Origin of the sequence: Micromonospora sp. WMMD1155 (genome assembly GCF_029581275.1) — a bacterium.
Lineage (GTDB): Bacteria > Actinomycetota > Actinomycetes > Mycobacteriales > Micromonosporaceae > Micromonospora.
In genome coordinates this window covers 2,040,287-2,065,308 of the sequence record NZ_CP120742.1, presented here as the reverse complement: position 1 = coordinate 2,065,308, position 25,022 = coordinate 2,040,287, and the positions used below count along the sequence as shown (strand labels likewise).

The 25,022-nt window shown below is 70.2% G+C and carries 20 protein-coding genes, 1 tRNA gene and 1 pseudogene; 15 read left to right on the top strand and 7 right to left on the bottom strand.

Features of this window, described 5'->3' with window-relative positions; genetic code table 11:
* Window positions 1–12: 12 nt before the first annotated feature.
* Window positions 13–573, bottom strand: a complete 561-nt coding sequence (locus tag O7617_RS09220) for a GNAT family N-acetyltransferase (protein WP_282262837.1) — start codon at window positions 571–573, stop codon at window positions 13–15.
* Window positions 574–654: 81 nt separating this feature from the next.
* Between O7617_RS09220 and O7617_RS09215 the strand changes: the two genes are divergently transcribed.
* The 12 genes from O7617_RS09215 to O7617_RS09160 all read left to right on the top strand — a co-directional run bounded on the left by O7617_RS09215 (window position 655) and on the right by O7617_RS09160 (window position 18,451).
* Window positions 655–1,365: a siderophore-interacting protein gene (locus O7617_RS09215; RefSeq protein ID WP_282262835.1), complete on the top strand. Its 711-nt coding sequence runs from the start codon at window positions 655–657 to the stop codon at window positions 1,363–1,365.
* On the top strand, window positions 1,362–2,618 hold the full coding sequence (locus O7617_RS09210; RefSeq protein ID WP_282262834.1) for an MFS transporter: 1,257 nt from the start codon (window positions 1,362–1,364) through the stop codon (window positions 2,616–2,618). The genes O7617_RS09215 and O7617_RS09210 overlap by 4 nt, the downstream gene beginning before the upstream one ends.
* 28 nt (window positions 2,619–2,646) lie before the next feature.
* Entirely contained in the window at window positions 2,647–3,816 is a 1,170-nt protein-coding gene (locus O7617_RS09205) for a siderophore biosynthesis protein (protein ID WP_282262832.1), read from the top strand.
* Entirely contained in the window at window positions 3,813–5,441 is a 1,629-nt protein-coding gene (locus O7617_RS09200) for an IucA/IucC family siderophore biosynthesis protein (protein WP_282262830.1), read from the top strand. The genes O7617_RS09205 and O7617_RS09200 overlap by 4 nt, the downstream gene beginning before the upstream one ends.
* Window positions 5,438–7,036 carry an IucA/IucC family protein gene (locus O7617_RS09195; RefSeq protein WP_282262829.1) on the top strand — a complete coding sequence of 533 codons (1,599 nt, stop codon included), beginning with the start codon at window positions 5,438–5,440 and terminating at the stop codon, window positions 7,034–7,036. The genes O7617_RS09200 and O7617_RS09195 overlap by 4 nt, the downstream gene beginning before the upstream one ends.
* The gene (locus tag O7617_RS09190) at window positions 7,033–8,178 is read left to right on the top strand and encodes an alanine racemase (RefSeq protein ID WP_282262828.1); all 1,146 of its coding nucleotides are present in this window, start codon (window positions 7,033–7,035) and stop codon (window positions 8,176–8,178) included. Before O7617_RS09195 ends, O7617_RS09190 begins: the two co-directional genes overlap by 4 nt.
* A gap of 335 nt (window positions 8,179–8,513) precedes the next feature.
* The gene (locus tag O7617_RS09185; RefSeq protein ID WP_282262826.1) at window positions 8,514–9,788 is read left to right on the top strand and encodes a cellulose binding domain-containing protein; all 1,275 of its coding nucleotides are present in this window, start codon (window positions 8,514–8,516) and stop codon (window positions 9,786–9,788) included.
* A 225-nt stretch (window positions 9,789–10,013) separates the two neighbouring features.
* Window positions 10,014–10,529, top strand: coding sequence for a hypothetical protein (locus O7617_RS09180; RefSeq protein ID WP_282262825.1), 516 nt, complete (start codon window positions 10,014–10,016; stop codon window positions 10,527–10,529).
* Window positions 10,530–10,702: 173 nt separating this feature from the next.
* Window positions 10,703–14,563 (top strand): hypothetical protein, encoded by a 3,861-nt coding sequence (locus O7617_RS09175; protein WP_282262824.1) that lies wholly within the window; start codon window positions 10,703–10,705, stop codon window positions 14,561–14,563.
* Complete coding sequence (locus O7617_RS09170) at window positions 14,554–14,994, top strand: hypothetical protein (RefSeq protein ID WP_282262823.1); 441 nt, start codon at window positions 14,554–14,556, stop codon at window positions 14,992–14,994. Before O7617_RS09175 ends, O7617_RS09170 begins: the two co-directional genes overlap by 10 nt.
* A gap of 476 nt (window positions 14,995–15,470) precedes the next feature.
* The gene (locus O7617_RS09165) at window positions 15,471–16,829 is read left to right on the top strand and encodes a glycoside hydrolase family 6 protein (protein WP_282262821.1); all 1,359 of its coding nucleotides are present in this window, start codon (window positions 15,471–15,473) and stop codon (window positions 16,827–16,829) included.
* Between the two features lie 152 nt (window positions 16,830–16,981).
* On the top strand, window positions 16,982–18,451 hold the full coding sequence (locus O7617_RS09160) for an arabinofuranosidase catalytic domain-containing protein (protein WP_282262820.1): 1,470 nt from the start codon (window positions 16,982–16,984) through the stop codon (window positions 18,449–18,451).
* Between the two features lie 53 nt (window positions 18,452–18,504).
* Here the strand turns inward: O7617_RS09160 and O7617_RS09155 are convergent, their stop codons facing one another.
* From O7617_RS09155 to O7617_RS09145, 3 genes and pseudogenes are all read right to left on the bottom strand, one after another.
* Window positions 18,505–19,335, bottom strand: a complete 831-nt coding sequence (locus tag O7617_RS09155) for a M23 family metallopeptidase (RefSeq protein ID WP_282262819.1) — start codon at window positions 19,333–19,335, stop codon at window positions 18,505–18,507.
* Window positions 19,336–19,645: 310 nt separating this feature from the next.
* Window positions 19,646–20,908, bottom strand: coding sequence for an ATP-binding protein (locus tag O7617_RS09150; protein WP_282262818.1), 1,263 nt, complete (start codon window positions 20,906–20,908; stop codon window positions 19,646–19,648).
* Between the two features lie 140 nt (window positions 20,909–21,048).
* Window positions 21,049–21,327 (bottom strand): annotated as a pseudogene (locus O7617_RS09145) (hypothetical protein); the annotation flags it as partial.
* A gap of 314 nt (window positions 21,328–21,641) precedes the next feature.
* Between O7617_RS09145 and O7617_RS09140 the strand changes: the two are divergent.
* From O7617_RS09140 to O7617_RS09130, 3 genes are all read left to right on the top strand, one after another.
* Window positions 21,642–21,998, top strand: coding sequence for a transposase (locus O7617_RS09140; RefSeq protein ID WP_282262815.1), 357 nt, complete (start codon window positions 21,642–21,644; stop codon window positions 21,996–21,998).
* Window positions 21,999–22,102: 104 nt separating this feature from the next.
* Window positions 22,103–22,175: transfer RNA gene (locus tag O7617_RS09135), tRNA-Arg, on the top strand.
* Between the two features lie 232 nt (window positions 22,176–22,407).
* Window positions 22,408–22,971: a dihydrofolate reductase family protein gene (locus O7617_RS09130; protein ID WP_282262814.1), complete on the top strand. Its 564-nt coding sequence runs from the start codon at window positions 22,408–22,410 to the stop codon at window positions 22,969–22,971.
* An 18-nt stretch (window positions 22,972–22,989) separates the two neighbouring features.
* Here O7617_RS09130 and O7617_RS09125 read toward each other — a convergent pair whose 3' ends face one another.
* From O7617_RS09125 to O7617_RS09115, 3 genes are all read right to left on the bottom strand, one after another.
* Complete coding sequence (locus tag O7617_RS09125; protein ID WP_282262812.1) at window positions 22,990–23,340, bottom strand: DoxX family protein; 351 nt, start codon at window positions 23,338–23,340, stop codon at window positions 22,990–22,992.
* A gap of 144 nt (window positions 23,341–23,484) precedes the next feature.
* Complete coding sequence (locus O7617_RS09120; protein ID WP_282262811.1) at window positions 23,485–24,243, bottom strand: hypothetical protein; 759 nt, start codon at window positions 24,241–24,243, stop codon at window positions 23,485–23,487.
* 83 nt (window positions 24,244–24,326) lie between these two features.
* Window positions 24,327–24,926 carry an ATP-dependent Clp protease proteolytic subunit gene (locus O7617_RS09115; RefSeq protein WP_282262810.1) on the bottom strand — a complete coding sequence of 200 codons (600 nt, stop codon included), beginning with the start codon at window positions 24,924–24,926 and terminating at the stop codon, window positions 24,327–24,329.
* Window positions 24,927–25,022: the final 96 nt, after the last annotated feature.

Below are 25,022 nucleotides of genomic sequence, written 5' to 3'. Positions count from 1 at the left end.
CCGCGCCGGTGGTCAGGCCGGCGTCGGGTGCCTCGCCTCGAACCGGTCCCGGGTCAGGAACGCGAGCTGGGCGCGCTTGTCGGGCATGTCGATCTCCGAGTCGAGGGTGAAACCCTCGATCTCCAGTCGGCGTAGCGCGAGATGGTTGCGGACATCCGGCTCGACCACGATCCGCCGCGCGGACGGATCGCGGAACAGGAAGCGGGCGAGAGCCGGGCCGACGACGTTGGTGAGGCCGCGGGCCAGACGTCGCTCGGGGCTGAGCAGTAGGTGCATTCCCACGTCGCCGGGTTGGACGCGGTAGCGCTCGCCGACCGGGTCCGCCTCCGGTCGGTAGGTCTGGAAGAGGCCGACCGGCTCCGCGTCGACCATGATCAGGTACGCGTGGTGCGTCGGCAGGCTGTCGACGAAGGCGTAGATCTCGCGTACCTCGTCCAGGGTGTGTGACCCCATGCCCCAGAACGAGTTGCGGGGCCGGGTCACCCAGCCGTGCAGGAGTGCGGCGTGGCGGTCGGGGTCGACGGTCACCAACGACAGCTCGCCGAGACCGGCGACTTTCTCCAGGTACGTCATCGGGTGCTGTCCTCTGTTCCTTCCACTGCCCAACTTAGGTTAACCTCCCCTAACCAAGGATGACCTTACCTGGAGGGGTGCGTGAAACGGAACTGGGAGGCCCTGGTCCTCAAGGCCATGGGCGGCCGGGACTTTCGGTTGACCGTGCTGGGCACCGAGTCGATCGATGGCCACTATCAGCGGCTCCTGCTCGACGGTGGCGGCCTGCTGGAGGCGTGCGGCGTGCACCCCACGATGTGGATCCGGCTGTGGTTCGACAACGACGGCCGGGCGCACCAGCGGGCGTACACACTCGTCGACCCTGACCCGGTCACCGGCCGCTTCACACTCGAATTCGCCATCCACGACGGCTGCGCCGCCCGCTGGGCCACCACCGCCCAGATCGGCGACACCATCAGCGCGACGGTCCAGGGCAGCGCGTTCGAACTGCCCGACCCGGCTCCCGAGCACCTCTACCTCGTCGGGGACGCGGCCTCCCTGCCCGCGGTGAACAGCCTGCTCGACGCCGGTGCCGACATCCCGGCGACGGTCTGGCTGGAGTACGCCCACGACGGCGAGAAGGCCCTCGCGCCGCGCGCCCGAGCGCACCACGACGTCACCTGGGTTCCTCGGCGCGACGGGGGTCAACATCTCGTCGACACGGTCTGCGCGGCCCTGCCGACCGGCGGCGCGGGGCACTACTGGGTGGCCTGCGAGGCGGCCACGACCCGTGGCATCACCCGACACATCCGGCGGACGCTGGGTGTCGACAAGGACCGGGTCACCTCCCTCGGCTACTGGAAAGCCGCATGAAGGGCAAGCTCGGCACGCTCACCGCGCTGTACGTCACGCAGTACCTCGGCGTCGGCTTCATCACCGTCGGGCTGACCGCCATCCTGCGCGACGGCGGCACCTCGCTGGACACTCTGGCCCTGCTGCAGATCGTCGGCCTGATCTGGCCGGTCAAGTTCCTCTGGGCACCGATCCTGGACCGGTACGGATCCCGGCACCGCGGGCACTACCGGTCCTGGTTGCTCGTGCTCCAGAGCGCCCTGGTGCTCGCCCTGCTGGCGCTGCTGCCGTTCTCCGACCCGGCCGACGCGCTCGGCCCGATCGTCGCGATCTGCGCCGCGTACGTCTTCTTCTCCGCCACGCAGGACATCGCCGTGGACGCCGTGGCGGTCCGGATGCTCGCCGCGTCGAGCCGGGGGACCGGTAACGGAATCCAGGTCGCCGCGAGCTACCTCGGCAACCTGCTCGGCGGTGGAGCGTGCGTCCTGGTCTACGACCGGTTCGGGTGGGTTCCGGCGATCGGCCTGCTGGCCGCGATGACGGCGGTCGGCCTGCTGGTGGTGTGGCGGTTCCGGGAGCCACCCCGTACCGATCGGGTGGCCGGGATCGGCACCGCCTACCGGGCGTTGCTGTCGGTGTTCGGCCAGCCGGGCTGCCGGTGGTGGACGTTCGGCGTGGTGCCGCTGGTCTACGTCGGCGCGGGGATGGCGTACGCCCTGGTCACGCCCGCCCTGGTCGACGCCGGGTGGTCGTTGGGCCGGATCGGCGTGGTCACCGGAGTGGTGATCAGCGCGCCGGCCATCGTGGCCGGTCTGGTCGCCGGTCTGGGCATCGGGCGGTTCGGGCGCAGCGGCGTCCTCGTCGTCGGCGGCGCGGCCCTCACGGTGTCGACACTGCTCCTGCTGCCACTGATGAACGGTCGCGCGCCGCTGGGCTCGACGGTCGCCGCGCTCTGCTGCTTCATGGTGGCTTACACGATCGCCAACGTGGTGCTCTACACCGTCAACATGGACTACTCGCGCCCCGACACCGGCGGCACCGACTTCACCGTCCTGTCGTCGTTCGGCCTGGTGTGCTCGTTCGTGGCCGCGTCCATCGGCCTCGCGGCCGCCGACCGGGTCGGCTACCCGGCGGTGGCGGTCGCCGCCATCGTGCTGGTGGTCGCCGGGGTCGTCCTCGGCCTGGCCCACCAGCGGCGCTTTCCCGCCGGTCCCGGCCCCGCCGTCCACCCGGCGGAACAACCGACCGCGGACGCCGTGCAGGCCGGGGCGTGACACCTGTCGGCGGTCGACGGAGGCGTCGTTGCGGCTGTACCTGACCGCGCTCAACCCCACCGACGCCGTCGTGGACGGGTTCCTCCCCGCGGCGTCGGCGCTCGGGCTCCCGGTCACCGTGCTGACCGACCGGCCCGCCGAGTGGCCGACCGACGTTCCGGTGGCGCTCTGCGCGGTCCGCGACCCGGCGGCGGTGGTCGCGGCGACGGCACCGATCCCACCGGTGGCGCTACTGTCCAATAGCGACCACCTTCAGGAGGTCACCGCGATCGCCGCCCGACAGCTCGGCCTGCCCGGCAAGGACCCCGACGCCGCCCGTCTGTGCAAGGACAAGGCCGCGGCCCGCCGGGCGATCGCGGCTGCCGGACTTGATCTGGTACGCACCGTCACCATCGACCCCGGTGCCGTGCCGGAGGTGCCGGACGGCATGTTCCCGGCCGTGGTCAAGCCCCGCTCGGGGGTGGCCAGCGAGGACGCGTACCTGGTGGTCGACGGGTCCGAGTTGACCGCCCGGGTCGCCGAGATCCGTGGTCGCCGCCCGGACGTCGCCCTGGTGGTCGAGGAGTACCTCGTCGGCGAGCTGCGGACCTTCGAGACCCTCGGCGACGGCGTCGCGCTGGCCCCCCTGGGCGGTTGGCGTACCGGCCTCGGGCCACCGCCGACCTTCACCGAGGAGAGCCTCGCCTGGTCGCCCCCGGCGGAGCGGGAGAGCGTCCAGTTGCGGGCGTGCCTCGACGCGCTCGGGGTCGGCTTCGGCGCCTGCCACACCGAGTACGTCGTCTCCGACGGTCGGGTCCGGCTGATCGAGGTGAACTACCGGCTGATCGGCGACCGGATGGACCTGATCCTCGCGGAACTGCTCGACGCGCCGTTGTTCGAGCACGTCATCCGCCTGCACCTCGGCGAGCCGTTGACCGCTCTGCGCCTGCCCGCCACCGTCGACCGGTATGCCCAGGTCGAGTACGTCTGCGCGGACCGCCCCGGCCGCCTGGTCACCGCGCCGGGCCGGGTGGAGGCCGTGCACGGCGACGTCCGGCTGGCCTGCCATCCGCTGCGCGAGGTGGGCCGCGTCGCCGAGCACACCGGAACGAACCGCGACTACCTCGCCGTGCTGCACGCCGTCGGCCCGGACGAGCACGCCGTCCGGCAGTCGCTGGCCGCCTTCCGCAGAGATCTCCAGTGGACCATCGCCGCGTGACCGACGACTGCGAGCGGGAGCTCTTCGCCCGGGTGCTCGACGCGCTGCTGCGCGAGGACCACCTCGGTCTGCTCAGCACCGGCCGACCGGACGGCCCCGACTGGTGGCAGGTGCCGCACCCCGCCGGTCTGCTGCGCGTCCCGGTGCGGGCGGACGGCTTCCAGCAGGCGCTACGCAGCGCCGCGCCGATGGTGGTGCTGCTCGACGGTGACGGCGGCACCCACCGCACGGACACCCTGGAAGGGCTGTTGACGCTGCTCGCCCCGAGCGGCAGCCCCGAGGCCGAGGCCGGCTGGCGGGACTTCGGCGTCGAGTGCCGCGCCGACCTGCGGGCCCGGCGGCTCGCCGCCGGCAACCGGCAACGGGTGTTCGCCGAGATGGTCGCCCAACGGGCGAGCACCCCCACGGGTCTGCCGGCGGCGCTCCTGGACGATGTGCTCGCCGCCCACCAGGGCCACCCGGTGTACCCCACCGACCGGTGCCGGCACGGTCTCGACGACGACGAACTGCTCCGGTACGCCCCGGAGCACGACCCTCGGTTCACGTTGCGGTGGCACGCCGCTCCCGCCGAGGCCGTCCGGCTCACCGGCGAACTCCCGTGCTGGTGGCCGCGCGCCCAGAGCCCGGACCAGGTCCTGTTGCCGGTTCACCCGATCACGGCGACGCGCGACGCGCTACCGGTGACGGACCTGCCCGCGATCACCGTACGACCCACCCTCTCCATGCGGACGGTGGCGCTCGACCACGACCCGTACCTGCATCTCAAGCTGCCGTTGCCGACCGCGAGCCTCGGCGCCCGCAACCGACGCACGCTGCGCCCGGGCTCACTCGCGGACGGCGCTGCCGTCGCCGCCCTGCTCGACCGGATCGCCGCCGCCGAGCCGACCTTCGCCGGGCGGATCCGGCACGCCGACGAGGGCACCTGGGCGCACGTCGACGGGGACGAGCGGCGAAGTTTCCTCCTGCGCCGGTTCCCGCGCGATCTGGCGGGCGTGCACGTGGTGCCGGTCGCGGCCCTCGCCGCCGTCGACCCGGAGGCCGGGACCGTCCTGGAACGCATCAGCCCCGACCGGCCGGTGCCGCTGCTGGAGTCCTACCTGGACCTGCTGCTCGACTGGCACGTCCACCTCTGGCTGCGGCACGGGATAGCCCTGGAGGCGCACCCGCAGAACATCCACCTGCTGGTACGCCCCGACGGCACGGTCGGCCTGCTCTACAAGGACGACGACGGGGCCCGACTCGACGCGCGACACGGTGGCCCGGGTGGGCTCACCCTCGACGACGACCGGATGTGGGCGCGCGACCCGCAGGAACTGGCCGACGTGTTCAGCACCATCACCCTGCACCTGGCCGCCGCCGCACCCCTGGTCGCGCTGGCCGCCCGAGGGCTGCCCGTACCGTCACCCGCCGACGCGTTGGCACCCCGGCTCGCCGCCGCCCGCGACCGCTGGGGCGACGGAACCGCCGCGCGAACCCTCACCGAACGGGTCCTGCGGGCCGATCACCTGCCCGTCAAGGGGATGCTCACCGCCGGCACCCTGCTGCCCAAGCAGCGGCTGGGCTGCGCCGACATCAACAAGTACTACCTGCGTACCGGCCCGAACTACCTCCGGGAGACACGATGACGAGCGCCCGGTTGCGCTCCCGGCCGCCCACCGACACCGGCCGGCTCGCCGACCTGGCCGCCGCGCACGCCGTCTTCGGTTGCCTGGTCCGCGAACTCGCCCCGCCGGACGGCACCCCGGGGATGGTCGACGGTGCCGCACACCTCCCGCTGCGGCACCTCGACGTCACGGTGCGCTGCGCGGTCGCGCGGAACTCGCCGCTCGGGGCACACCGCTACGTCGGCCCGGTGCAGCGGACGACCGAGGGCGGGCGGTGGGCGGACCTCGACGCCGACGGGTTGGCCCGCCTGGTCGCGGCCGAACTCGGTAGCCGTACCGGCCTGGTCAACGACGAGTTCGTCGAGCAGGTCCAGGCCAGCCGGGACACCGTCGCCCGGCTGCTGGCCGACCGACCGGCCGAGAACCCGAACCCCACCGGCGAGCCCGCCATCGACGCGTACGTCGACTCCGAACAGTCACTCGTCTTCGGCCACCCGCACCACCCGACCCCGAAGTGGCGCAGCGGCGATCCGGACCGCTGGCGGGCGTACGCGCCGGAGTTGCGGACGTCGTTCCGGCTGCACTGGCTCGCCGTACCTGATGAGCTGGTCGCCGGTGCCGGGCCGTTCGACGCGCTCGTGGCCGCTCTCGACCCGCCGCGACCCCCGGCCGGGCATCGGGTCCTGCCTGTGCATCCCTGGCAGTTGTCCCTGATCCCGCCGACGCACGCGCTCCTGCGCGACCTGGGCGAGGCCGGCGTGCCGATGCTGCCGACGGCGAGCGTCCGCACCCTGTACGCCCCGACCGCCGACCTGTTCGTCAAGACCAGCCTGCACGTACGGATCACCAACTGCCTGCGCAAGAACGCCCGCTACGAACTCACCGGGGCGGTGGCCCTGACCGATCTGCTGGCGCGGGTACCGCTGCCGGACGGGGTCGGGCTCCTCGCCGAACCCGCCTACCGCACCGTCGACGTTCCCGGCCCGGACGAGGCGTACGGGACGATCCTGCGCACCGGCCTACGCCCGCACCTGCGTCCCGGGGACACCCCGATGCTCGCGGCGGCGCTGGCCGCCACGCCGCTGGTGACACCGGATCCGGTGGCCTGGTGGCGTGCGTACGTCGGGTTGCTGGTGCCGGCGGTGCTGCGGTGCTGGCTGCGCCACGGCGTCGTGCACGAGGCGCACCTGCAGAACGTGGTCGTCGTGCTCGACCGCGACCGCCGTCCGGTCCGCATGCTGTTGCGCGACCTGGAGGGGGTGAAGCTGGACGCCGATCGGCTGATCGGCTGGCCCGACGGTGTGCCCCAGCAGGTCCGCTACGGGTCCCGGGACGCCCGCCGGCGGATCGTCTACTGCCTCTTCGTGAACCACCTCGGTGGCATCTGCGGTGCGCTGGCCGACGCGCGACCCGGGATCGAACGGCGGCTGTGGAAGGAGCTACGGGCCGTCCTCGAACGCCTGGCGGCCGACCTCGACGACCCACCCGAGCTGCGCGCACTGCTGACCGGGGAGCCGCTGCCCGCCAAGGCGAACCTGCTCGTCAGGTGGCGGCGTGACGCCGACCGGGCCGCGCCCTTCGTGCCGGTGCCCAACCCGCTGGGCGGGCCCCGATGACCCGACCCGTCTACGTCCACGACCTCGACGCGCTGGCCACCCAGGCCCGAGCCATCCGGGCGGCACTGCCCGGGCCGGTGGAGCTGCTCTACGCGGTCAAGGCGAACCCGGATCCCGGTGTGCTGCGTACCCTCGCACCGGTCGTCGACGGGTTCGAGGCCGCGAGCCGTGGCGAGCTGCGCAGGCTCGCCGAGCTGTCACCGGACCGGGCCCCCGCCGCGTACGCCGGACCGGGAAAGACCGACGCGGACCTCGCCGCCGCACTCGCCGCCGACGTGCGCCGCATCCACGTCGAGTCACCCGCCGAGCTTCGACGGCTCGGCGCGCTCGCCACCGCCTCCGGCCGGTCGGTCCAGGTGCTGCTGCGGGTGAACCTGCCGGTCGACGCCCCCGGCGCGAGCCTGGTCATGGGCGGTGGGCCCAGCCCGTTCGGCATGGACCCGGCCGACGCGATCGAGTGCGCCCGTCGACCGCCCGCCGGAATCGACGTACGCGGAATCCACGCCCACCTGGCCAGCGGGCTGGACGCCTCCCTCGCCGGCACGGTCGCCGCCGCAGTCGTCACATGGGCCGTCACCGAGGTCGGCGCCGACGAGGTCGACGTCGGTGGGGGCATGGCGGTCGACTACACCGACCCGGTGGCCCGATTCGACTGGGCGGCGTACGGCGGGGCACTGGCGGACGTCCTCGACACGTACCCGGGCGTGCGGCTGCGCATCGAGCCGGGCCGGTCGGTGACCGCCTACTGCGGGGCGTACCTCACCGAGGTCGTCGACGTGAAGCGCTCCTACGGCGAATGGTTCGTGGTGGTGGCCGGTGGGACCCACCACCTGCGTACACCGGCGGCGAAGGGCCACGCGCAGCCGTTCAGCGTGCACCGGCGGGGCGGCCTCGACGGGCCGCGTACCGACGGTGGGCCGGTCACCGTCGTCGGGCAGCTCTGCACGCCGAAGGACGTGCTGTCCCGGTCGGCCACCGCCGGGCCGATCGGCGTGGGTGACGTGCTGGTCTTCGCGATGGCCGGGGCGTACGCCTGGAACATCAGCCACCGCGATTTCCTGCTGCACGAGCCTCCGCTGTTCCGGACCGGTGACCCGCAGGAGGTGGCCGCGGAGTGGGCGGCCCGACCGCGCGGCTCATGACGTCGTAACCCCTTTTCACGGGCCCTGTCCGTCTCTCCTGTTATCGATAACATGCTATCTTTCACCCGGGAGTGAAGGGCACGCTCCCGGTCACCACGACAGCCGGCGAAGACGAGCCGAGGGGCACGTCTCCCGCAGCCTTCCCGGTCGGTGACCAGTCCGGGCCCCGTCGACGCCAGGCGACCGCGTTGATCGCCGGACGACTCCGCCCGGTCGCACGCCCAGCTTCGAAGCCCCACCACGGGCGACCCCGGCGCCGACGGATGGCGGACGCACGCACCCTGTGCCGCTGCCGAGTCACGAGCACCAGACGCCCACTGGCAAGGAGCCAAGCAATGCTGAAACGCAGGCACCTCTTCCCATCCATCGCGGCCGCGGCGCTTCTCCTCGCGGCCACCACCGGCGGAGCGCTCAGCGGCGGCCTCGGCGAAGCCGCGGTGGCCTCGACGTACGGCACCCTCGCAGCGACCGCCGGCTGCGGCAAGGCCCCCACGCTGACCAGCGGCACGCGCACGATCCAGAGCAGCGGGCAGAGTCGTACCTACAACCTGCGGATCCCGGACGGGTACGACCGGAACCGCCCCTACCGGCTGATCTTCGGCTTCCACTGGTTGAACGGCTCGGCCAACAACGTCACCTCGGCCGGCTACTACGGGCTGCAACCGCTGTCGAACAACAGCGCGATCTTCGTCGCTCCGCAGGGTCTCAACGCCGGCTGGGCCAACACCAACGGTCGGGACCTGACCCTCTTCGACGACATCTCCCGGCAGGTCGAGAACGACCTCTGCGTCGACACCACCCAGCGCTTCGCCCTGGGCTGGAGCTACGGCGGGGCCATGAGCTACGCGGTGGCCTGCGCCCGGCCCACAGTCATCCGTGCGGTCACCGTCATCTCCGGCGCCAACCTCAGCGGGTGTAACGGCGGAACGCAGCCGGTCGCCTACTTCGGCATCCACGGCACCTTCGACAGCGTGCTGAACATCTCGCAGGGCCGGCAACTGCGCGACACCTTCGTGCGGAACAACGGCTGCACCGCGCAGAGCCCGCGCGAACCGAGCCGGGGCAGCCTCACCCACATCACCACCGCCTACTCCGGCTGCCGCGCGGGATACCCGGTGCAGTGGGCGGCGTTCGACGGTGACCACACGCCGAGCCCTGTCGACGGCTCCGGCAGCCCCAACGACTCGCGGACGTGGACCTCGGGTGAGATCTGGAGGTTCTTCAGCCAGTTCGAGTCGACCACCCCGCCGACGACGCCGCCGCCCACCGACCCGCCGCCGACCACTCCGCCGCCCACCGGTGAGCCGGGCACCTGCACGGCCACCTACCGGACGTTGAACACCTGGCCCGGCGGCTTCCAGGCTGAGGTGACAGTGGCCAACAACTCCACGGCTGCCCTGAACGGCTGGACCGTGGGCCTGACCCTGGCCAGTGGTCAGGCCATCAGCAGCCTGTGGAGCGGTGTCAACACGGGCACCACCGGCAGCGTCACCGTCAGGAACGCCCCCTACAACGGCGCAGTGGGTCCGAACGCGTCAACCAACTTCGGGTTCACCGCCACCGGCAACGGCGCCACCGCACCCAGCAACGTCACCTGCACCAGCCCCTGACCGCGGATACGAACGAGGGCCCGGAGCCGGTCGGCTCCGGGCCCTCGCGCTGCGATGGTGGACCGTGGAGCCGGGTAGCTGACGCGGAGCGGCCGCTACCCGTTCCGGTTGATCGCCCGAGAATGTCCTCGGGTCTTGTAGATATGGCCGATCACCGATAGCGTCGCGGTCGATGCCTTGCGGTCCCATCAGGGGTCGGGGCGGAAACTCCACGGGGGAGAAATCATGAAGGGTGCCAGCGCGATTGTTGGCGTCACGGTCCTGGCTGCGGCGACTGGTGTCGTGGTGCTGAGCGCTACCAGCGGTTCGGCGGCGGAGCAGGCGGATGTTCCGCCATCCATCGTGGAGGACTACAGCTACCCGGGCGCTGAGGCGATCTTGGCGCAGCACGGGTTGAAGCTCTTCAAGGGTGACGGGCGCATCGTGTTCGACTCGGCCCGATCGTTCAACGACTCGCAGTGCCCTGCTGGTCTCATCCAGGTCGAGAAGCACCTGGACGTCGACCCCTACGGCGTGTGGTATTGCTTCCGCACGATCGGGTCGAAGGGTTACCTCACCCTGGAGATTCCCGGCACGTTCGGCGTGCGCGGTGGCAGCGAGACGATTCTGGTGAAGGCCAAGCTGCCGGACAACACGGTTCTCCCCACCTATGAGGTGCAGCCGAACCAACCGGTCGCGATCGAGCCGGGTGACGACGGCGAGGCGCCGCAGGCCATCCTGGTCGAAATCCGCAACGAGTAAGCAGGCGCACGCCCCGCTTCCGCCTCTGCGGTCTCTTCACGCTCGGTCCTAACCGGACCGAGCGCCCCAATTCTGCTGCCGCGTCTCGTCGATGACACGTGCTCTCCTGACGTGGGCCGGCATGGCTTCCTCTGCCTGTCCTTCTCACGGGGGTTGTGATGGTTGCGTCGTCTATGACGCTGCTCGCGCGTGGTCGTCGGGGAGCCCGGCGCACATTCCGAACGATCGCCGCCTGCCTGGTGCTGACGCTGGCGGTTCAGGTGGCTGGCTCAGGCGTGCCTGCCCACGCCGACACCGACAGCGAAATCACAATCGCGGAGATGCGCGATCAAGCCGTATACGACCTCATTGCCGGGGGTCCGTCGGTTCGGCGTGCGGCAGAATCAGCACTCCTCGGTTCCGACGATGAAGTCCGCACGTACATCGAGGTCGGATACGACGTCGCCCAGCAGGCGGATGAGCGTGCTGCCGTCCAGGCGATTGCTGGGATGGACGGGCCCGCGGTGCGGGCGGCGGCGTTGGCGGCGTTGGACAAGCCGCGTGAAGAGATGTGGGCCTTCGCCAACGGTGGGTTCGATTCGGCGTGGGATGCGGACGAGCGGGTGCGGGCGTACCGGGTCTTCGAGTCCGGTGGGGTGACCGTCAGGGCGGCCGCGCAGAGCGCTCTCGAGGGTGGCGCTGAGCAGGTTGGTGAGTTCCTCGCGTCGGGGCGTGCGGCGGCCGAGTATGCGGACGACCGGTTGGCCGCGACGCGGATGTTGGCCAACGCGCCGAACAACAGTGGCGCGATGCTCGACCTGGCGGCGAAGGCGGCGTTGCAGGGCACTGCGGAGGAGTTGAAGGAGTTCCTGCGGTGGGGGCAGTTCGTGGCTCGGGCGCGCGATGCCGAGTTGGCCACGATCCGCAGCCTGACCGAGCAGGCGAAGCAGGCCAGTGAGACGACCGCGCGGGAGGCGCTGGCGGCTGAGGAGACGTCGACGCGGGCGGGTAACGCGGCGGCCGAGGCGAAGAAGGCGGCGCTCGCGGCGGAGGCCGAGGCGAAGGCGGCCGGTGGTGACGCGCGCAAAGCGTCGGCGGCGGCTGGTCGGGCGGCGGACGCCGCTGCTGGTGCGGCTGAGGCCGCGCGGGATGCGGTGGCGGCGTCCAACGCGGCGATGCGGGCGGCGCAGGTCGCGGCTGATGCGTCGCGTAAGGCGACGACTGCGGCGGCGCTCACCGCGCAGGCGGCCTCGCGGGCGCAGAAGGCGGCTGCCGCCGCGCGGTTGAACGCCGGCGACGCGCGGCTCGCCCGGGAGGCGGCGGAGGCGGCGCGCGACGCGGCCGACCGCGCCAAGGAACTGGCGCAGGTGAAGGCCGAGCGGGACCGCGCGCTGGCCAAGGCTTCCGCTGCCGGTGCGGCGGCGAAGTTGGCCAGCGGGAATGCCGCAGCTGCGGGCGTGGCGGCGGACGAAGCGGGCCGTCAGTCAGGGGTGTCGGCGCAGCAGGCCCAGCGGGCCCGTAACGCGGCGGCGCAGGCGCGCAGCGCTGCTGCGTCGGCTGATCGGGCTGCTGATCGGGCGGCGGCGCTGGCGCGGCAGGCGCAGGAGGCGTCGGACAAGGCGTTCGCGTTGGCACAGTCGGCGGCGCAGCACGCGGACAATGCGGTCACTCAGGCGTTGGCCGCGGCTGACGCGGCGGATCGCGCGCAGTTCTCCGCCGAGGAGTCGGCCAAGCACGCGCAGGCGGCCGTGGACGCCGCGAATGTCGCCGTGAGCGCGGCCGAGCAGGCGGTGAGCGTCGAGGCGTTGGCGCGTGCCGAGGACGAGGCGCGGCTGGCCGAGTGGACCGAGCAGGGTGTCCAGCAGGCTCAGGCGGCGTTGCAGGCCGAGCAGGCGGCGCAGGCCGCCGGCGGTGAGCTGGCGGCGTGGAACCGCTCGCTGCTGTGGGACACCGCCGAACAGGACCGGATCGACGCCGCGACGAAGACGCTGCTCGCCGAGGCGACCGCAGCCGGCGCGGACACCGCCGTGGTCCTCGACCGGGGGCGCAGGGCCGCGCTGGCACTCCTGACCACCGGAGGTGAGTGGACCAAGCAGGCCGCCCGCGACGCCCTGGCCGGTGACGAGGCGGAAATGCGGCTGTGGCTGACCCAGGGCCGACGAAACGCGGCCGGTCAGGACGACCGGGCCCGGTTGTGGCGGCTGGTGGACACGCTGCCCGACGGCCCGGAGAAGACCGCCGCGCAGACGGCGCTCGGCAACGACGACGCTGCCGTCGAGGCATTCCTTCGGACGCGTAACTACCCGGGCAAGGTCACCAAGGACCGGCAGACGGCCTACCAGATCCTGCAGGCCCCGACCACCGGTGTGAACCTCAAGGCCGCGACCGAGCGCGCGCTGGCCGGGACTACCGCGGAGCTGCATCAGTTCCTGCGCACCGGGCAGCACACCGCACGGTCGGCCGACGAACGGCTCGACGTCTACCGGGTGATGGACGGCGGCGGCCCGGAGGTCCAGGCCGCTGCGAAGGTCGCGTTGGCCGGTCCGGCGTCGCACCTGTCCTACTTCCTGACCACGGGGCAGTTCGAAGCCCTGCAGCGGGATCAGGAGCAGGCCGCGCACCTGACCACGGTGAAGAAACTGATCGCCGAAGCGCAGCAGTACGCGCAGACCGCACTGGAGGACGCTGACCGTGCGGTCGAGGCGGCCAAGCGGGCTCAGGGGTACGTGGCGGAGGCCAACGCGGCCAAGGCGCGGGCCGACAAGGCCGCCCAGCAGGCGGTGACGTTCGCCAACCAGGCTGCGGCCTCCGCGGCCGAGGCGAAGCGCTCGGCGGACCAGGCGGCCGCGTCCGCCGCGACCGCACGCACCGCCGCCAATCGCGCCCAGGCCAGCGCATCCGCTGCCGCCCGATCGGCGGCGACCGCCACCGCCGCCGCCGATCGTGCCCAAGCCGACGCCCGAGCCGCGTACCAGGCCAAGCGCGACGCCCGAGCCTCCGCGGAAGCCGCTGGGAAGGACGCCGCAGCCGCCGCGCAGGCTGCTCAGGAAGCCACTCTGATCTACCTGGAGCGGGTCAAGCAGGCCGAACAGCAGCGCCGCAGCACCGAACCGGGCAGCGGCCCAGGCGGCAACGGCACCGCCTTGGACAACCACAAGACCTGGGGCTGCCTGGCGATCGACCCGTCCTCGGTGTCAAAGCAGTGCGTGAGCGTCTTCACCGACTTCGCCAAGGCCCTCATCGACCAGGAGAAGTGCAAGACCCCGACGAGCGTGCCCTCCACCGGGTGCGCCATGCTCGGCGACCTCAAGCAGCTCATCGGCGAGAACGCCGACGTCCTGATGGACATGCTGCAATTCACCCTGATGGCCTGCGGACTCGTCCCCGGCGTCGGCGAAGCCTGCGACATCATCGACGCTGGCATCTCCTTCGGCCGCGGCGACTACGTCGGCGGCTTCCTGAGCGGTTTCTCCGCAGCCCCATTCATCGGCTGGCTCGGCACCGCAGGCAAAGCCTGGAAGAACTCCGACAAGTTCCGCAACATCAAGAGCCTCATCGACAAGATCCGCAAGGGCGGTGCCTGCCCGGTCCCCTTGGCCAAGGCCGTCGAATCCGGTGCCCGAGCACTCCGCGGCCAAGAAGGCCCGTCGGGGATCAAGCAGTCGACGGTCCCCGAGGTGACGCCGACAACGCCGGCCCTGCGCCTCAGGATCGTTGGCTCGCCGATGTACGATGCCACGACCGATGACGCATCGGCTCTCGTCGCAAACACGGCTGATGACGATTACAACCAGGCGATGAACAAGGCTCTGGCGTGGCTCGAAGAACGCGGGTTCAAAGCCGAACGGCAGACCATCGGCAAGTTCTACGACATCGAGGGTAAGCCGATTGGCATGCAGACGGCCGACCGCAAGACAGGTTTCAGGATTGAGTTCGACGAGCGGAACGGTGCGCATATCAATGTTTGGAGTGGCAAGGAGAAGGGGCCCCACTTCAACTTCAATGCCACCGAAGAGACTGTCACCAAACTGCAAGCACGCTTTGGGTGCAGATGATGGCGGGTGACTACTGGGAAGATGCGGTATATGGCGTAGCGCCATTGAGTGAACTGGACACATTCGACCTGTCAGTCGTCTTCAGTTGGTTGAGCCAGAACGTTCCGGCACGAGGTGCCAAGATTGATTGGAGCCGCGCGCCGGGCAGGCACGCGCACTGGAGTGTCGCGGACGACACGCGGTTGGCCGCGATGGTGTCCAGGGAAGTCTCCATGCGTCTGCGTCACGGCGCGGTGGTCGAACATGCAGGGGACGGGCTTTCGCCGTATGGTGTCCGCTTCGGTGTCGAGAACGCCGGCGCTGTTCTGGCTGCGCTGCTCGAAATACCAGAACATCACTACTTCGTAGCTCAGGATCGATCATGGCTCGTGGTCGCCACGAGTGAAGGTGACCTCGACGTTTTGGACGAGATTGGTCCCAGGGGCGCCTAGCGACCTCACCTCGGATAGGTGCTCGGCGTTATCGAAGTGCCCGGTGGGTTCGGTATTGCCAGGGTCCGCCGGGCACTGATGCCCGGCTGCCTTCGAAGGTCAGCGGCAGTTCGGGAGCGCGCCGAACCTCGTCGCTGGCCGGATTTCGGCGGGTCCACGCCGCCGCACCCTCCTGCGGCCTTTTGAGGTCGCGGCACCCCGCCGACGCGATCGCCGGCGCCGAGCAGGGGTGGCTGTCCGGGTGTGTCATCCGTGAAGCGTTCGATGCGTGGCGCAGCGGCGCAGCCTGGGACTGGTCCCGTCTGCCGTTCGTGCGGCGTGCCGGGATGACCTTGCCCCAGGCGGCAGCGAACGAGCGCCGCCGCTGTTGCGATGACAAGTCCGAATACCTTGGCAGCGGCGTGCGCCTCCGCTACCGTCCATGGGAACGCTCCCACAAACTTCGATACGTCTATGTGATCAGGAGGAAACACGTCGTGGCTATCCTCTCCCCGCTCCGCAGCAGATCGGCGGCCATCAGTGTGGCGGCCATCGCGGGCACCGTCGCCGCAGGCGTCTGCTTCGCCGTCAGCGGTGCGTCCGCCGGCACTGTCTCCGGCTCGCTCTACCGCGACCCGAGCTCAGCGGTCGTCCGCTGGGTCGCCGCCAACCCCGGCGACTCGCGTGCCTCGGTCATCCGCGACAAGATCGCGAGTCAGCCGCAGGCCCGCTGGTTCGCCAACTTCAACCCGTCGACGGTGCAGGCCGAGGTCTCCGAGCACATCGGCGCCGCCAACGCGGGGCAGCAGATCCCGGTGCTGGCGGTGTACGAGATCACCAACCGGGACTGCGGCGGAGCCAGCGCGGGTGGGGCGCCAGACCTCAACCAGTACCAGACGTGGGTGACCAACTTCGCCAGAGGGCTGGGCAACCAGACCGTCCTGATCATCCTGGAGACCGACTCGCTCGCCCTGCTGACGTGCCTGAGCAGCAGTGAGATCAACGCGCGTAACCAGGCCATCTCGACAGCCACCCGGACCATCAAGTCGGCCAACCCCAACGCCAAGGTGTACCTCGACGCCGGGCACTCCACCTGGAACAGCGCGAGTGAGACGGCCAACCGGCTCCGGGCGGCCGGCGTGCAGTACGCCGACGGCTTCTTCAGCAACGTGTCGAACTACAACTCCACCTCCAGCGAGGCGAACTTCGGCCGGGCGGTCATCTCCTCGCTCAACGGCATGGGCATCTCGGGCAAGCGCCAGGTCATCGACACCAGTCGTAACGGCGGTGCGAGCGGGGACTGGTGCGGCGACGACAACACCGACCGGCGCATCGGGCAGTACCCGACGACGAACACCGGCGACGCCAACATCGACGCGTACCTCTGGGTGAAGCCGCCGGGTGAGGCGGACGGCTGCCGCTACACGGCCGGTTCGTTCCAGCCCGACCTGGCCTTCAGTCTGGCCAACGGCGCACCCAACCCGCCGACGACCACACCGCCCACCACGCCTCCGACCACCACGACCCCGCCGACCACTCCCCCCAACACCACGCCGCCGGCCGGTGGCGGCTGCTACGCGGACGTGGCGATCAACCAGTGGGCCGGCGGTTTCACCGCGAGCGTGACGGTCACCGCCGGGCAGTCGGACATCAACGGCTGGACCGTGACCATCGTGCTGCCCGGCGGTGCGGCGGTCACCGGCACCTGGAACGCCCAGGCCAGCGGCACCAGCGGAACCGTCCAGTTCCGCAACGTGGGCTACAACGGCCGCGTCCTCGGCCGGCAGTCGACCAACTTCGGCTTCCAGGGCACCGGCACCGGTCCGGGTACGACGGCCACCTGCGTGACCGCCTGATCCCACGGGATGGCGGCGGGCCCGGCGCGGACGGCAATCTCCGCGTCGGGCCCGCTGTCGTCCGGGGCTCTGTCATCACATTGACGTTCTCCGATATATACGTCTAACGTATGACGTCTGTCACCGGTCGCGACTCACCGCCGGAGGAATCGATGAAAGTGAACAGCGCACCTCGCCGCGTCATGGCCGCCGGAATCTCGCTGGCGCTGCTCAGTGCTGCGATCGGGATCGTCTCCACCGCGCCGGCGGCGGTCGCCGCGACTCAGGGGCCCTGTGACATCTTCGCCTCGGGCGGAACGCCGTGCGTGGCGGCGCACAGCACCACCCGGGCGCTGTACGGCACCTACAACGGGCCTCTCTACCAGGTCCGGCGCTCCTCGGACAACGCGACCCAGGACGTCGGCGTGCTGAGCGTCGGTGGTTCCGCCAACGCCTCCACCCAGGACTCGTTCTGCGCCAACACCAACTGCGTCATCACGGTGATCTACGACCAGTCCGGCCGAAACAACCGCCTCACCCAGGCGCCACCCGGTCACTTCGTCGGCCCCGCCCCGGGCGGTTGGGACAACCTCGCCGACGCGAAGGCCGCGCCGGTCACCGTCGGTGGCCAGAAGGCGTACGGGGTCTACATCGCGCCCGGCACCGGCTACCGCAACAACAACACCAACGGCGTCGCAACCGGCGACCAACCGGAGGGGATCTACGCGGTCGTGGACGGCACGCACTACAACCAGTGGTGCTGCTTCGACTATGGCAACGCGCAGACGAACAACCTGGCGGACGAGCGCGCGATCATGGAGACCGTCTACTTCGGCGCCAACAAGCAGTGGGGCTACGGGGCGGGGAGCGGCCCCTGGATCATGGCCGACCTGGAGTGGGGGCTGTTCTCCGGGGTGAACGCGGGCTACAACAACATCGCCTCCATCAATCACCGCTTCGTCACAGCCATGGTCAAGGGTGAGCCGAACCACTGGGCGATCCGGGGCGGCTCCGCCCAGTCGGGCAGCCTGACGACCTACTTCGACGGGCCACGCCCCGCCGGCTACCACCCGATGAAGAAGGAGGGGGCCATCCTTCTCGGGATCGGCGGCGACAACAGCATCACCGGGCGCGGCACCTTCTTCGAGGGCGTACTGACCTCCGGCTACCCGTCGGCGGCCACTGAGAACGCCGTGCAGGCCAACATCACCGCCGCCGCGTACGCCCCGGCGACCGGCAGCAACCCGCAACAGAACGTCCAACTTCTGGGCGGGCAGTCCGGTCGCTGCGTCGACGTGCCGAACGGCGTCTCCACCAACGGCACCCAGGTGCAACTGTGGGACTGCATCAGCAACAGCACGGCCCAGCGCTGGACCCATACCGCGGCCAAGCAGCTCCAGGTCTACGGCAGCAAGTGCCTCGACGCGAACGGAGCCGGCACCAGCAACGGCACCCAAGTGATCATCTGGGACTGCCACGGCGGCACCAACCAGCAATGGAACGTCAACGCCAACGGCACCATCACCGGCGCGCAATCCGGACTCTGCCTGGACGCGAACGGTGCCGGGACCGCGAACGGCACCAAGCTCATCCTCTGGTCCTGCAACGGCGGTGCCAACCAGCGATGGACCCCGCGTAGTTGATCCCGGTCGGGTGCGTCGCCCTCGTGAACGCCACGAGGGCGACCCCGGCTGGATCAACCGATGCCGTCGACCGCAGCCCTGAGTGCGTTGATCGACGGGTCCCAACTGAAGTTCAGGACCGGGATGCCGGAGGCGGCGGCGTTGCTGTCGCCACCGAGGACCACCGCCCGCGGCTTGCTGGTGCCCTGAGGGACCACCAGGTACCAGTTGCCCTTCACATTCGCGATGAACACTTCATCTACCTCCTGGTCGGGCGGGTTCGGGTTGGTGACGTCCCCGACGTGGTTCTCGAAATCCACCGTCGCGCCGAAGTTCGTCGGACTGCCGGTGTTCAACCACAGACTCGTGTGTACATGCGGTCCGACGCCGGAGTCACTGCCGCTCGCCGAGGCGCCGGAGTACGCGATGGTCTGGCCCCGCGACACACGTTGTCCGGTGGAGACGGTGATCGACGACAGGTGCAGGTGCCGGGTGTAGTTGCCGTCGTCGTGGGCCATCCCCACGACGCGTCCGGTCGCGGTGGAGGTGTCGGTCTTCACGTACCGGATCGTGCCGTTCGCCGCGGCCATGACGGGAGTGCCGGTCCCGACCGCGTAGTCAGTGCCCGGCTCGCCCGAGGGAGGCGTCCGGTTTCGGTGATCCTGCCAAGAACTGGAGATCCGGACATTTCCGCATGGCCTCTGATAGCTGCCGGCAGCCTGAGCGGAGCGGGGCAGCAGACCGAAGGCGGCCGACACCCCGGACGCCGCCAGTGCGGCGCTGGTGAGGAAGCCTCGTCTCGAAAGTCCACGCAGGTAGGCGACGCCGCCGAGATCCTCGGGCCGCGGGCCGCCGGGGCCGACGAGCCGGGAAGGGTTCGGGCGAGGCTCCTCGTAGAGGATCATCGATGAAACGTAAGGCTACTCGTGTTGAACGGCAAGGGCCTATCCCGGGTCTGGGCGTCGTGCGGCAGCCTGCACCACTGTCCGGGTCCGCATCTCCCGTGCCGCCGCCGCCCCGCGCGCCGGGTAGGCGGAGACGACGGCGCTCCCGGTGACGTGGTCCGCAGGCCGATGACCTGCGGCTTTCCCGTCTTCCCCTGTTGCGTGCCGGTCGCTTCGCGGGCTCGCTGCGATCGCTTGCCGGAGATCAGCAGGCCACGCCTCTCGTTCTTCGGTAGCCCTTAGGGGCTGAGGAGTGACTTGGTGAGCGGGCTCAGTCTGTTGTCGAGGCGGAAACCTCCCACAGGGCGCTGACAGGCATCGCGCGGAGCCTGTCGCCGAACGGCAGCGTGGAGGTTCCGGTGTAGAGGACGATGCCGGCGATGAAGTCCTCGCCGAGCCGGTCGGCGAGGCGGCGTAGCCCGCGGAAGTCGTCGGGTCCGACGGTGGTGGCTGCTTTGACTTCGATCCCGACCACCTGACCAGCTCGGTTCTCGAGCACCGCGTCGACTTCGTACCTGCTCTGATCGCGGTAGTGAGAGAGGTCGACGGGCTGCTCGGACCAGGTGAGCTGGCGGGAGAGTTCGGACAGGACGAATGACCCGAGGAGTGGGCCGAACGGTGCGCCCGGCCGGAGCAGTGCCCGGGCGTCGGTCGCGGTCTCGTTGGCGGCGATGCCCGAGTCGACAAAGATCAGTTTGGGCGCGGCGGTGGTGCGGGTGCCCAGGTTGCGGGACCAGCCGGGGATCCGTTTGACCAGGAATATCTCTTCCAGGGCCTGGAGGTAGCGGGCGATCGTCGGTCGACTGAGCCCGAGGGCGGATTCGAGGGAGTTGGCGGCGATGATGGTCGCGGACCTGGCCGCGAGCAGGCGTACCAGTTTGCGTAGCTCGCCCTTGTGCTGGATGTCGGACAGCTGCCGGACATCGCGGTCGATGAGCGCCTGGACGTAGGCGTCGAGGAACCGTTGGCGGCGGCGCGGGTCGGTACGGGTGGTGGCCTCGGGTAGGCCGCCACGCACTATCCTGGCCGCGTAGTCGGCGCGGGTCACCTCCGACTCGTGTCGCAGGTCCGGACCGAGCGTGAAGACGGCGTCGACGAATCCGTCCGGCGCTGCGTCGAGTTCTCCTTGGGAGAACGGCCAGAGCTCCACGGTCTCCATCCGGCCGGGCAACGCGTCCGGTGCAGCCACCATGCCGAACAGCCGTGACGATCCGGTGAGCAGGTACCGGCCCGGACGGGGGTCCTCGTCGACCGCAGCCTTGATGGCCAACAGGAGTTCCGGAGCGCGTTGGATCTCGTCGATGACCAGGAGTTCGGAGGAGTCCACGAACCCGACGGGATCGGCGATAGCCGCTGCCCGGTCCTGAGCACGATCAAGATCGCGGCGTTCGGCTAGACGATCGCCGGCGACGAGGCGGACCAGGGTGCTCTTGCCTGCTTGACGCGCTCCGCTGATCAAGACGACGCGAGTGTCCGCCAGAGCGGCATTGACCTGCGCGGCGGCGCGGCGGGGGATCAGGTGCCGTGTGGGCACGGCAGCAGCATAACGGGCGAACCTTCGATCTGCGAGGGACTCGGCTTTCGATTTGCGGCACCAGGTGCGTTCGTTATGCGGTCATCTGGTGTTCGATCTGCGGGCCCGTCAGCGGGGGCGGCCGTGGAAGAGGTCCGCCGCTACGCCGTGTTGCTGCGGGTCGCGGCGAGTTCGGGGGAGGCTTCTTCCCAGCGCTGCCGGAGCTGGGGTGGCAGCCAGAGGGTGGGCCAGAGCCGCCGGAGGAGTTCGGCGTTGAGCCAGGTGTTCAGATCCTCGGTCGTGCTGGCTTCGGTGAGCACCACCTTGTACATGCTGGCCAGGCGTGCGGGTCGGTTCAGGTCGTATTCGGCGTGCCCGGACCAGTCAAGATGGCGCGGAAGCGTCACCGTCCCGTCGGTGGGACCGTGCAGCGCGGCAAGGGCTGCACGCCCGCAAGCCCAGCCTGCTCGAACGCAACCTCGCAGGCCTCGACACCTGACGGCATGGTGCGCCGCCCGGTGACTATCACCGAGGCGCGCAAGATCGTGAACCGCTCGGCGTTCCGGCGCGACGCCCCTGACGGCGGCGGCTTGTGCTCCGGGTGTCCGCAGGACCGCAACCGTACATCGAAGTTCGTCGTTTGCCGTGTGGACCCGGAGGGTCGGGTGACTGTCTGGGTGTGTGCTGCCGATGTCATGGCCAGCTTGGAGTAGGACGCCCCGGCCCTCGCTGACGACCGCTGCATCAGCACTGGATGGAGACTTGCGACCGATCGCCCTTTCCGAAGTTGTGGCTACTCGCCGCCCACGCCGGGCTCGCCCCGGTATCCCGCGACTCCGGCCGCAGGCAGGGTCACCAGATCCGACCGCACCGCTACCACCGCGGCCTACGCCGGGTGTTCAGCATGTCCAGCTTCACCGCCCTGACCCACTGCCCACGATCACGCGCCTACTACGACAAGAAACGAGCCGAGGGGAAGACCCACCGCCAAGCCACCGCCGCCCTGTCCAGACAACGCCTCAACGTCCTCTGGGCCTGCATCCGCGACAAGATCCCCTACCAGCCCAAACAACCAAGATCAGCAGAGCTGGCACCATGCGAACTCGCGTAGAGACTCCCTGGGCTGGGAGAACGGCGGTCCGGGGAACGTGGGTGAACGGGGGCCGCTCCCTGCCACCCCAGGTGAACCCCAAGGTCGCTAGACTGTGCCCTCGCGCCCCCGTAGCTCAGGGGATAGAGCATCGGTTTCCTAAACCGTGTGTCGCAGGTTCGAATCCTGCCGGGGGCACCCAGAAGGGCCATCTGAGCCGGCAATACCCATCCCGTTCCATGGAAACAGGTGTGCGACACCGCAGGCCGGGGCCCGGCCGCTGTCGGTCACCGCATGGTCCCGTCTCACCCGGCCCAGCGTGTACGGACGTCGCCTGCTCCGTCGGCGGCGGTGGCCCTGGCCGGACCGATGATCCTGCCGCGCCGTGTCGCTCTTTACGCCGAGTGCCGAATCACGCGAGGCTGACACCATGCGGGAACTGACCTTCGGTATGAGCGTGAGCCTGGACGGCTACGTCGCCGCCCCCGGCGACGATCTCGGCTGGGGTGTGCCGAGCGACGAGCTGTTCCAGTGGTGGTCCGACCGGGTGGCGGCGACGGGCACGGCGCTCTACGGGCGCAGACTGTGGGAGGCGATGAGTTCCCACTGGCCGACCGCCGACCAGCGGCCGGGCGCCAGACCGGCGGAGATCGAGTTCGCCGGCCGCTGGCGGGACATGCCGAAGGTGGTGTTCTCCTCGACGATCAGCTCGGTCGACTGGAACGCCCGCCTGTTCAGCGGCGACGCGATCAGCGAGATCACCCGGCTCAAGGCCGAGGACGGCGGCACCCTGGACATCGCCGGCGCCACGCTCGCCGCGGCGGCCATGCGGGAGGGGCTGATCGACGAGTACGCGGTCGTCACCCACCCGGTCCTGATCGGTGGGGGCAAGCCGTTCTTCACGGCCCTGGACAGGTGGGTGAACCTGACCCTGGTGGAAACCCGCACGTTCCCCGGCGGTGTGGTCTTGACCAGGTACGAGACCAGGCGCTGAGCACCCGTCTGAACCGGGTCACCAGTGGTGGGCGAGGTTCACCACCAGCGCGGCGATCGAGGTCACGAAGAAGACCGCCCATCCCACGAGTTTGCGCGAGCCGACCCGCAGGTGTGCGATGAGCGCGCCGACGAAGTACAGGACGAGGCCGGCGGCGGCGAGTGTTCCGAGCAGTGGCACGGCGAACCCGACGAGCAGTCCCAGGGAGCCGGCGGCGAGCGTCGCACCCAACCGCGGTAACCACGAGTGCGGCACCCGCTTCATGTCCGCCTGGGCCTTCGGGTAGTCGTGGCCCATCAGGTAGGTGACGGCGGCGATGCCGGTGAAGACCGAGGCGAGGATGGTGACGGTGACGTACGTGGCGAACATGTGCCCTCCCTTGTGGCTGTCTGCCTCAAGGACGGGGTGGGGCTGCGAGATGTTACGAGCGAGGCTGTGACCTGCGGCACAGCGTGGGCTACGGGAGGTCCGCAGCCCACGCTGGGCCGGTGCGGCCGAGGTCGTACCGGCGGGTCAGAGGAACTTGTACATGTCCGCGGAGGCCGCTTCGGTCTCCGCGGCGGGCGGTGCCTCCACCGTGACGGGCTTGCCGAAGTCGCTCATCCGCATGTCGGTGACGAGGTCACCCAGGGACTTCGTGGCGATGGTGTAGGAGAGCGCGGTGAGGCGCCCGTCGGCGTCGACAGCCGCTTCGAACGGGATGGCCTTGGGGTCCTTCGCCAGCTTGGCGGTCGATTCGAGGCCGGCGCGCATTCCGCCGTCCGTGTTGGCGGCGGCAGCGGCCTTCTCCAGGTCGGCGACGCCGGTGTAACGGCCGTTGCCCACCTCCTGTGCGGAGACGACGCCGCCGATGAGGCCGGTCTGCGCCTTCAGGTCGAAGGACTGGCGCAGCGAGCTGTTCGGCCTGAGCTTGGTGAGGTCGATCTTCATCCACGGCTTCTCGCCGTCGGCGGAGTCCGACTTGATGTAGGCGGCGTCGCCGATGATGCGCGCCTCGACCGGTTCCGGGGCCTTGCCGGTGACGTGGAGGGTGCGGGCGACCGTGTCGATCTTTCCGCTCATGGTGATCGACTGGTTGCCGGCCTTCACCGAGGCGTCCATGGTGAGCGTGCCGGCGAGGCTGCTCTCCATGCCCTGCTGGACGGCGGCCACCGGCTCCAGTTTGGGCGCGGCGGAGGAACCTGACGCCGCAGGTGTGCCGGAGTCGGTGCCGCAACCGGCCACCAGGGTCGCGGCGAGGGCAATCGTGAGGGCGGGGATCAGTCGACGCATAGACGTGACCCTAACGGGCGACCGCCACCCGATTTCGCGAGCGGCAGTCGCCACGCGGGTCGGCCGGGGCGGCAGGGCGGGGATCAGACGGTCGCCAGCTGGTCGGCTCGGCTGAGCACATGGTCGACGAGGCCGTACTCCCGCGCCTCCTCGGCGGTGAACCACCGGTCCCGGTCCCAGTCGCGTTGGATCTCCTCGAGCGTCCGTCCACTGTGCTGGGCGATCAGCTCCTGCATCGTCCGCTTCACGTGCAGCATGTTCTCCGCCTGAATGGTGATGTCCGAGGCGGTGCCGCCCATCCCTCCGGAGGGCTGGTGCATCATGATCCGCGAGTGCGGTAACGCGTACCGCTTGCCGGCCGCGCCCGCGCAGAGCAGGAACTGCCCCATCGAGCCGGCGAATCCGAGCGCCAGCGTGGCCACGTCGTTGCGGACGTAGCGCATCGTGTCGTAGACCGCCATCCCGGCGCTCACCGAACCGCCTGGGGAGTTGATGTAGAGGTAGATGTCCGAGTCGGCGTCCTCGGCGGCGAGCAGCAGGATCTGCGCGCAGATCTGGTTGGCCGACTCCTCGGTCACCTCGGTGCCGAGGAAGACGATCCGCTCCCGCAACAGCCGCTCGAACACCTGGTCGCCGAAGGACGGCTGCCCGCCGTCCCGCATGGTCGTGTCGTACCAGATCATGTGCCGCCACCCTCCACCGTGCCGGCGGGCGGTCGAGCCACCCGGGGGACCGGCCTCTCCAGCGTGCGGCCAGCGGTGGCGGCCGGCCCAGTGATT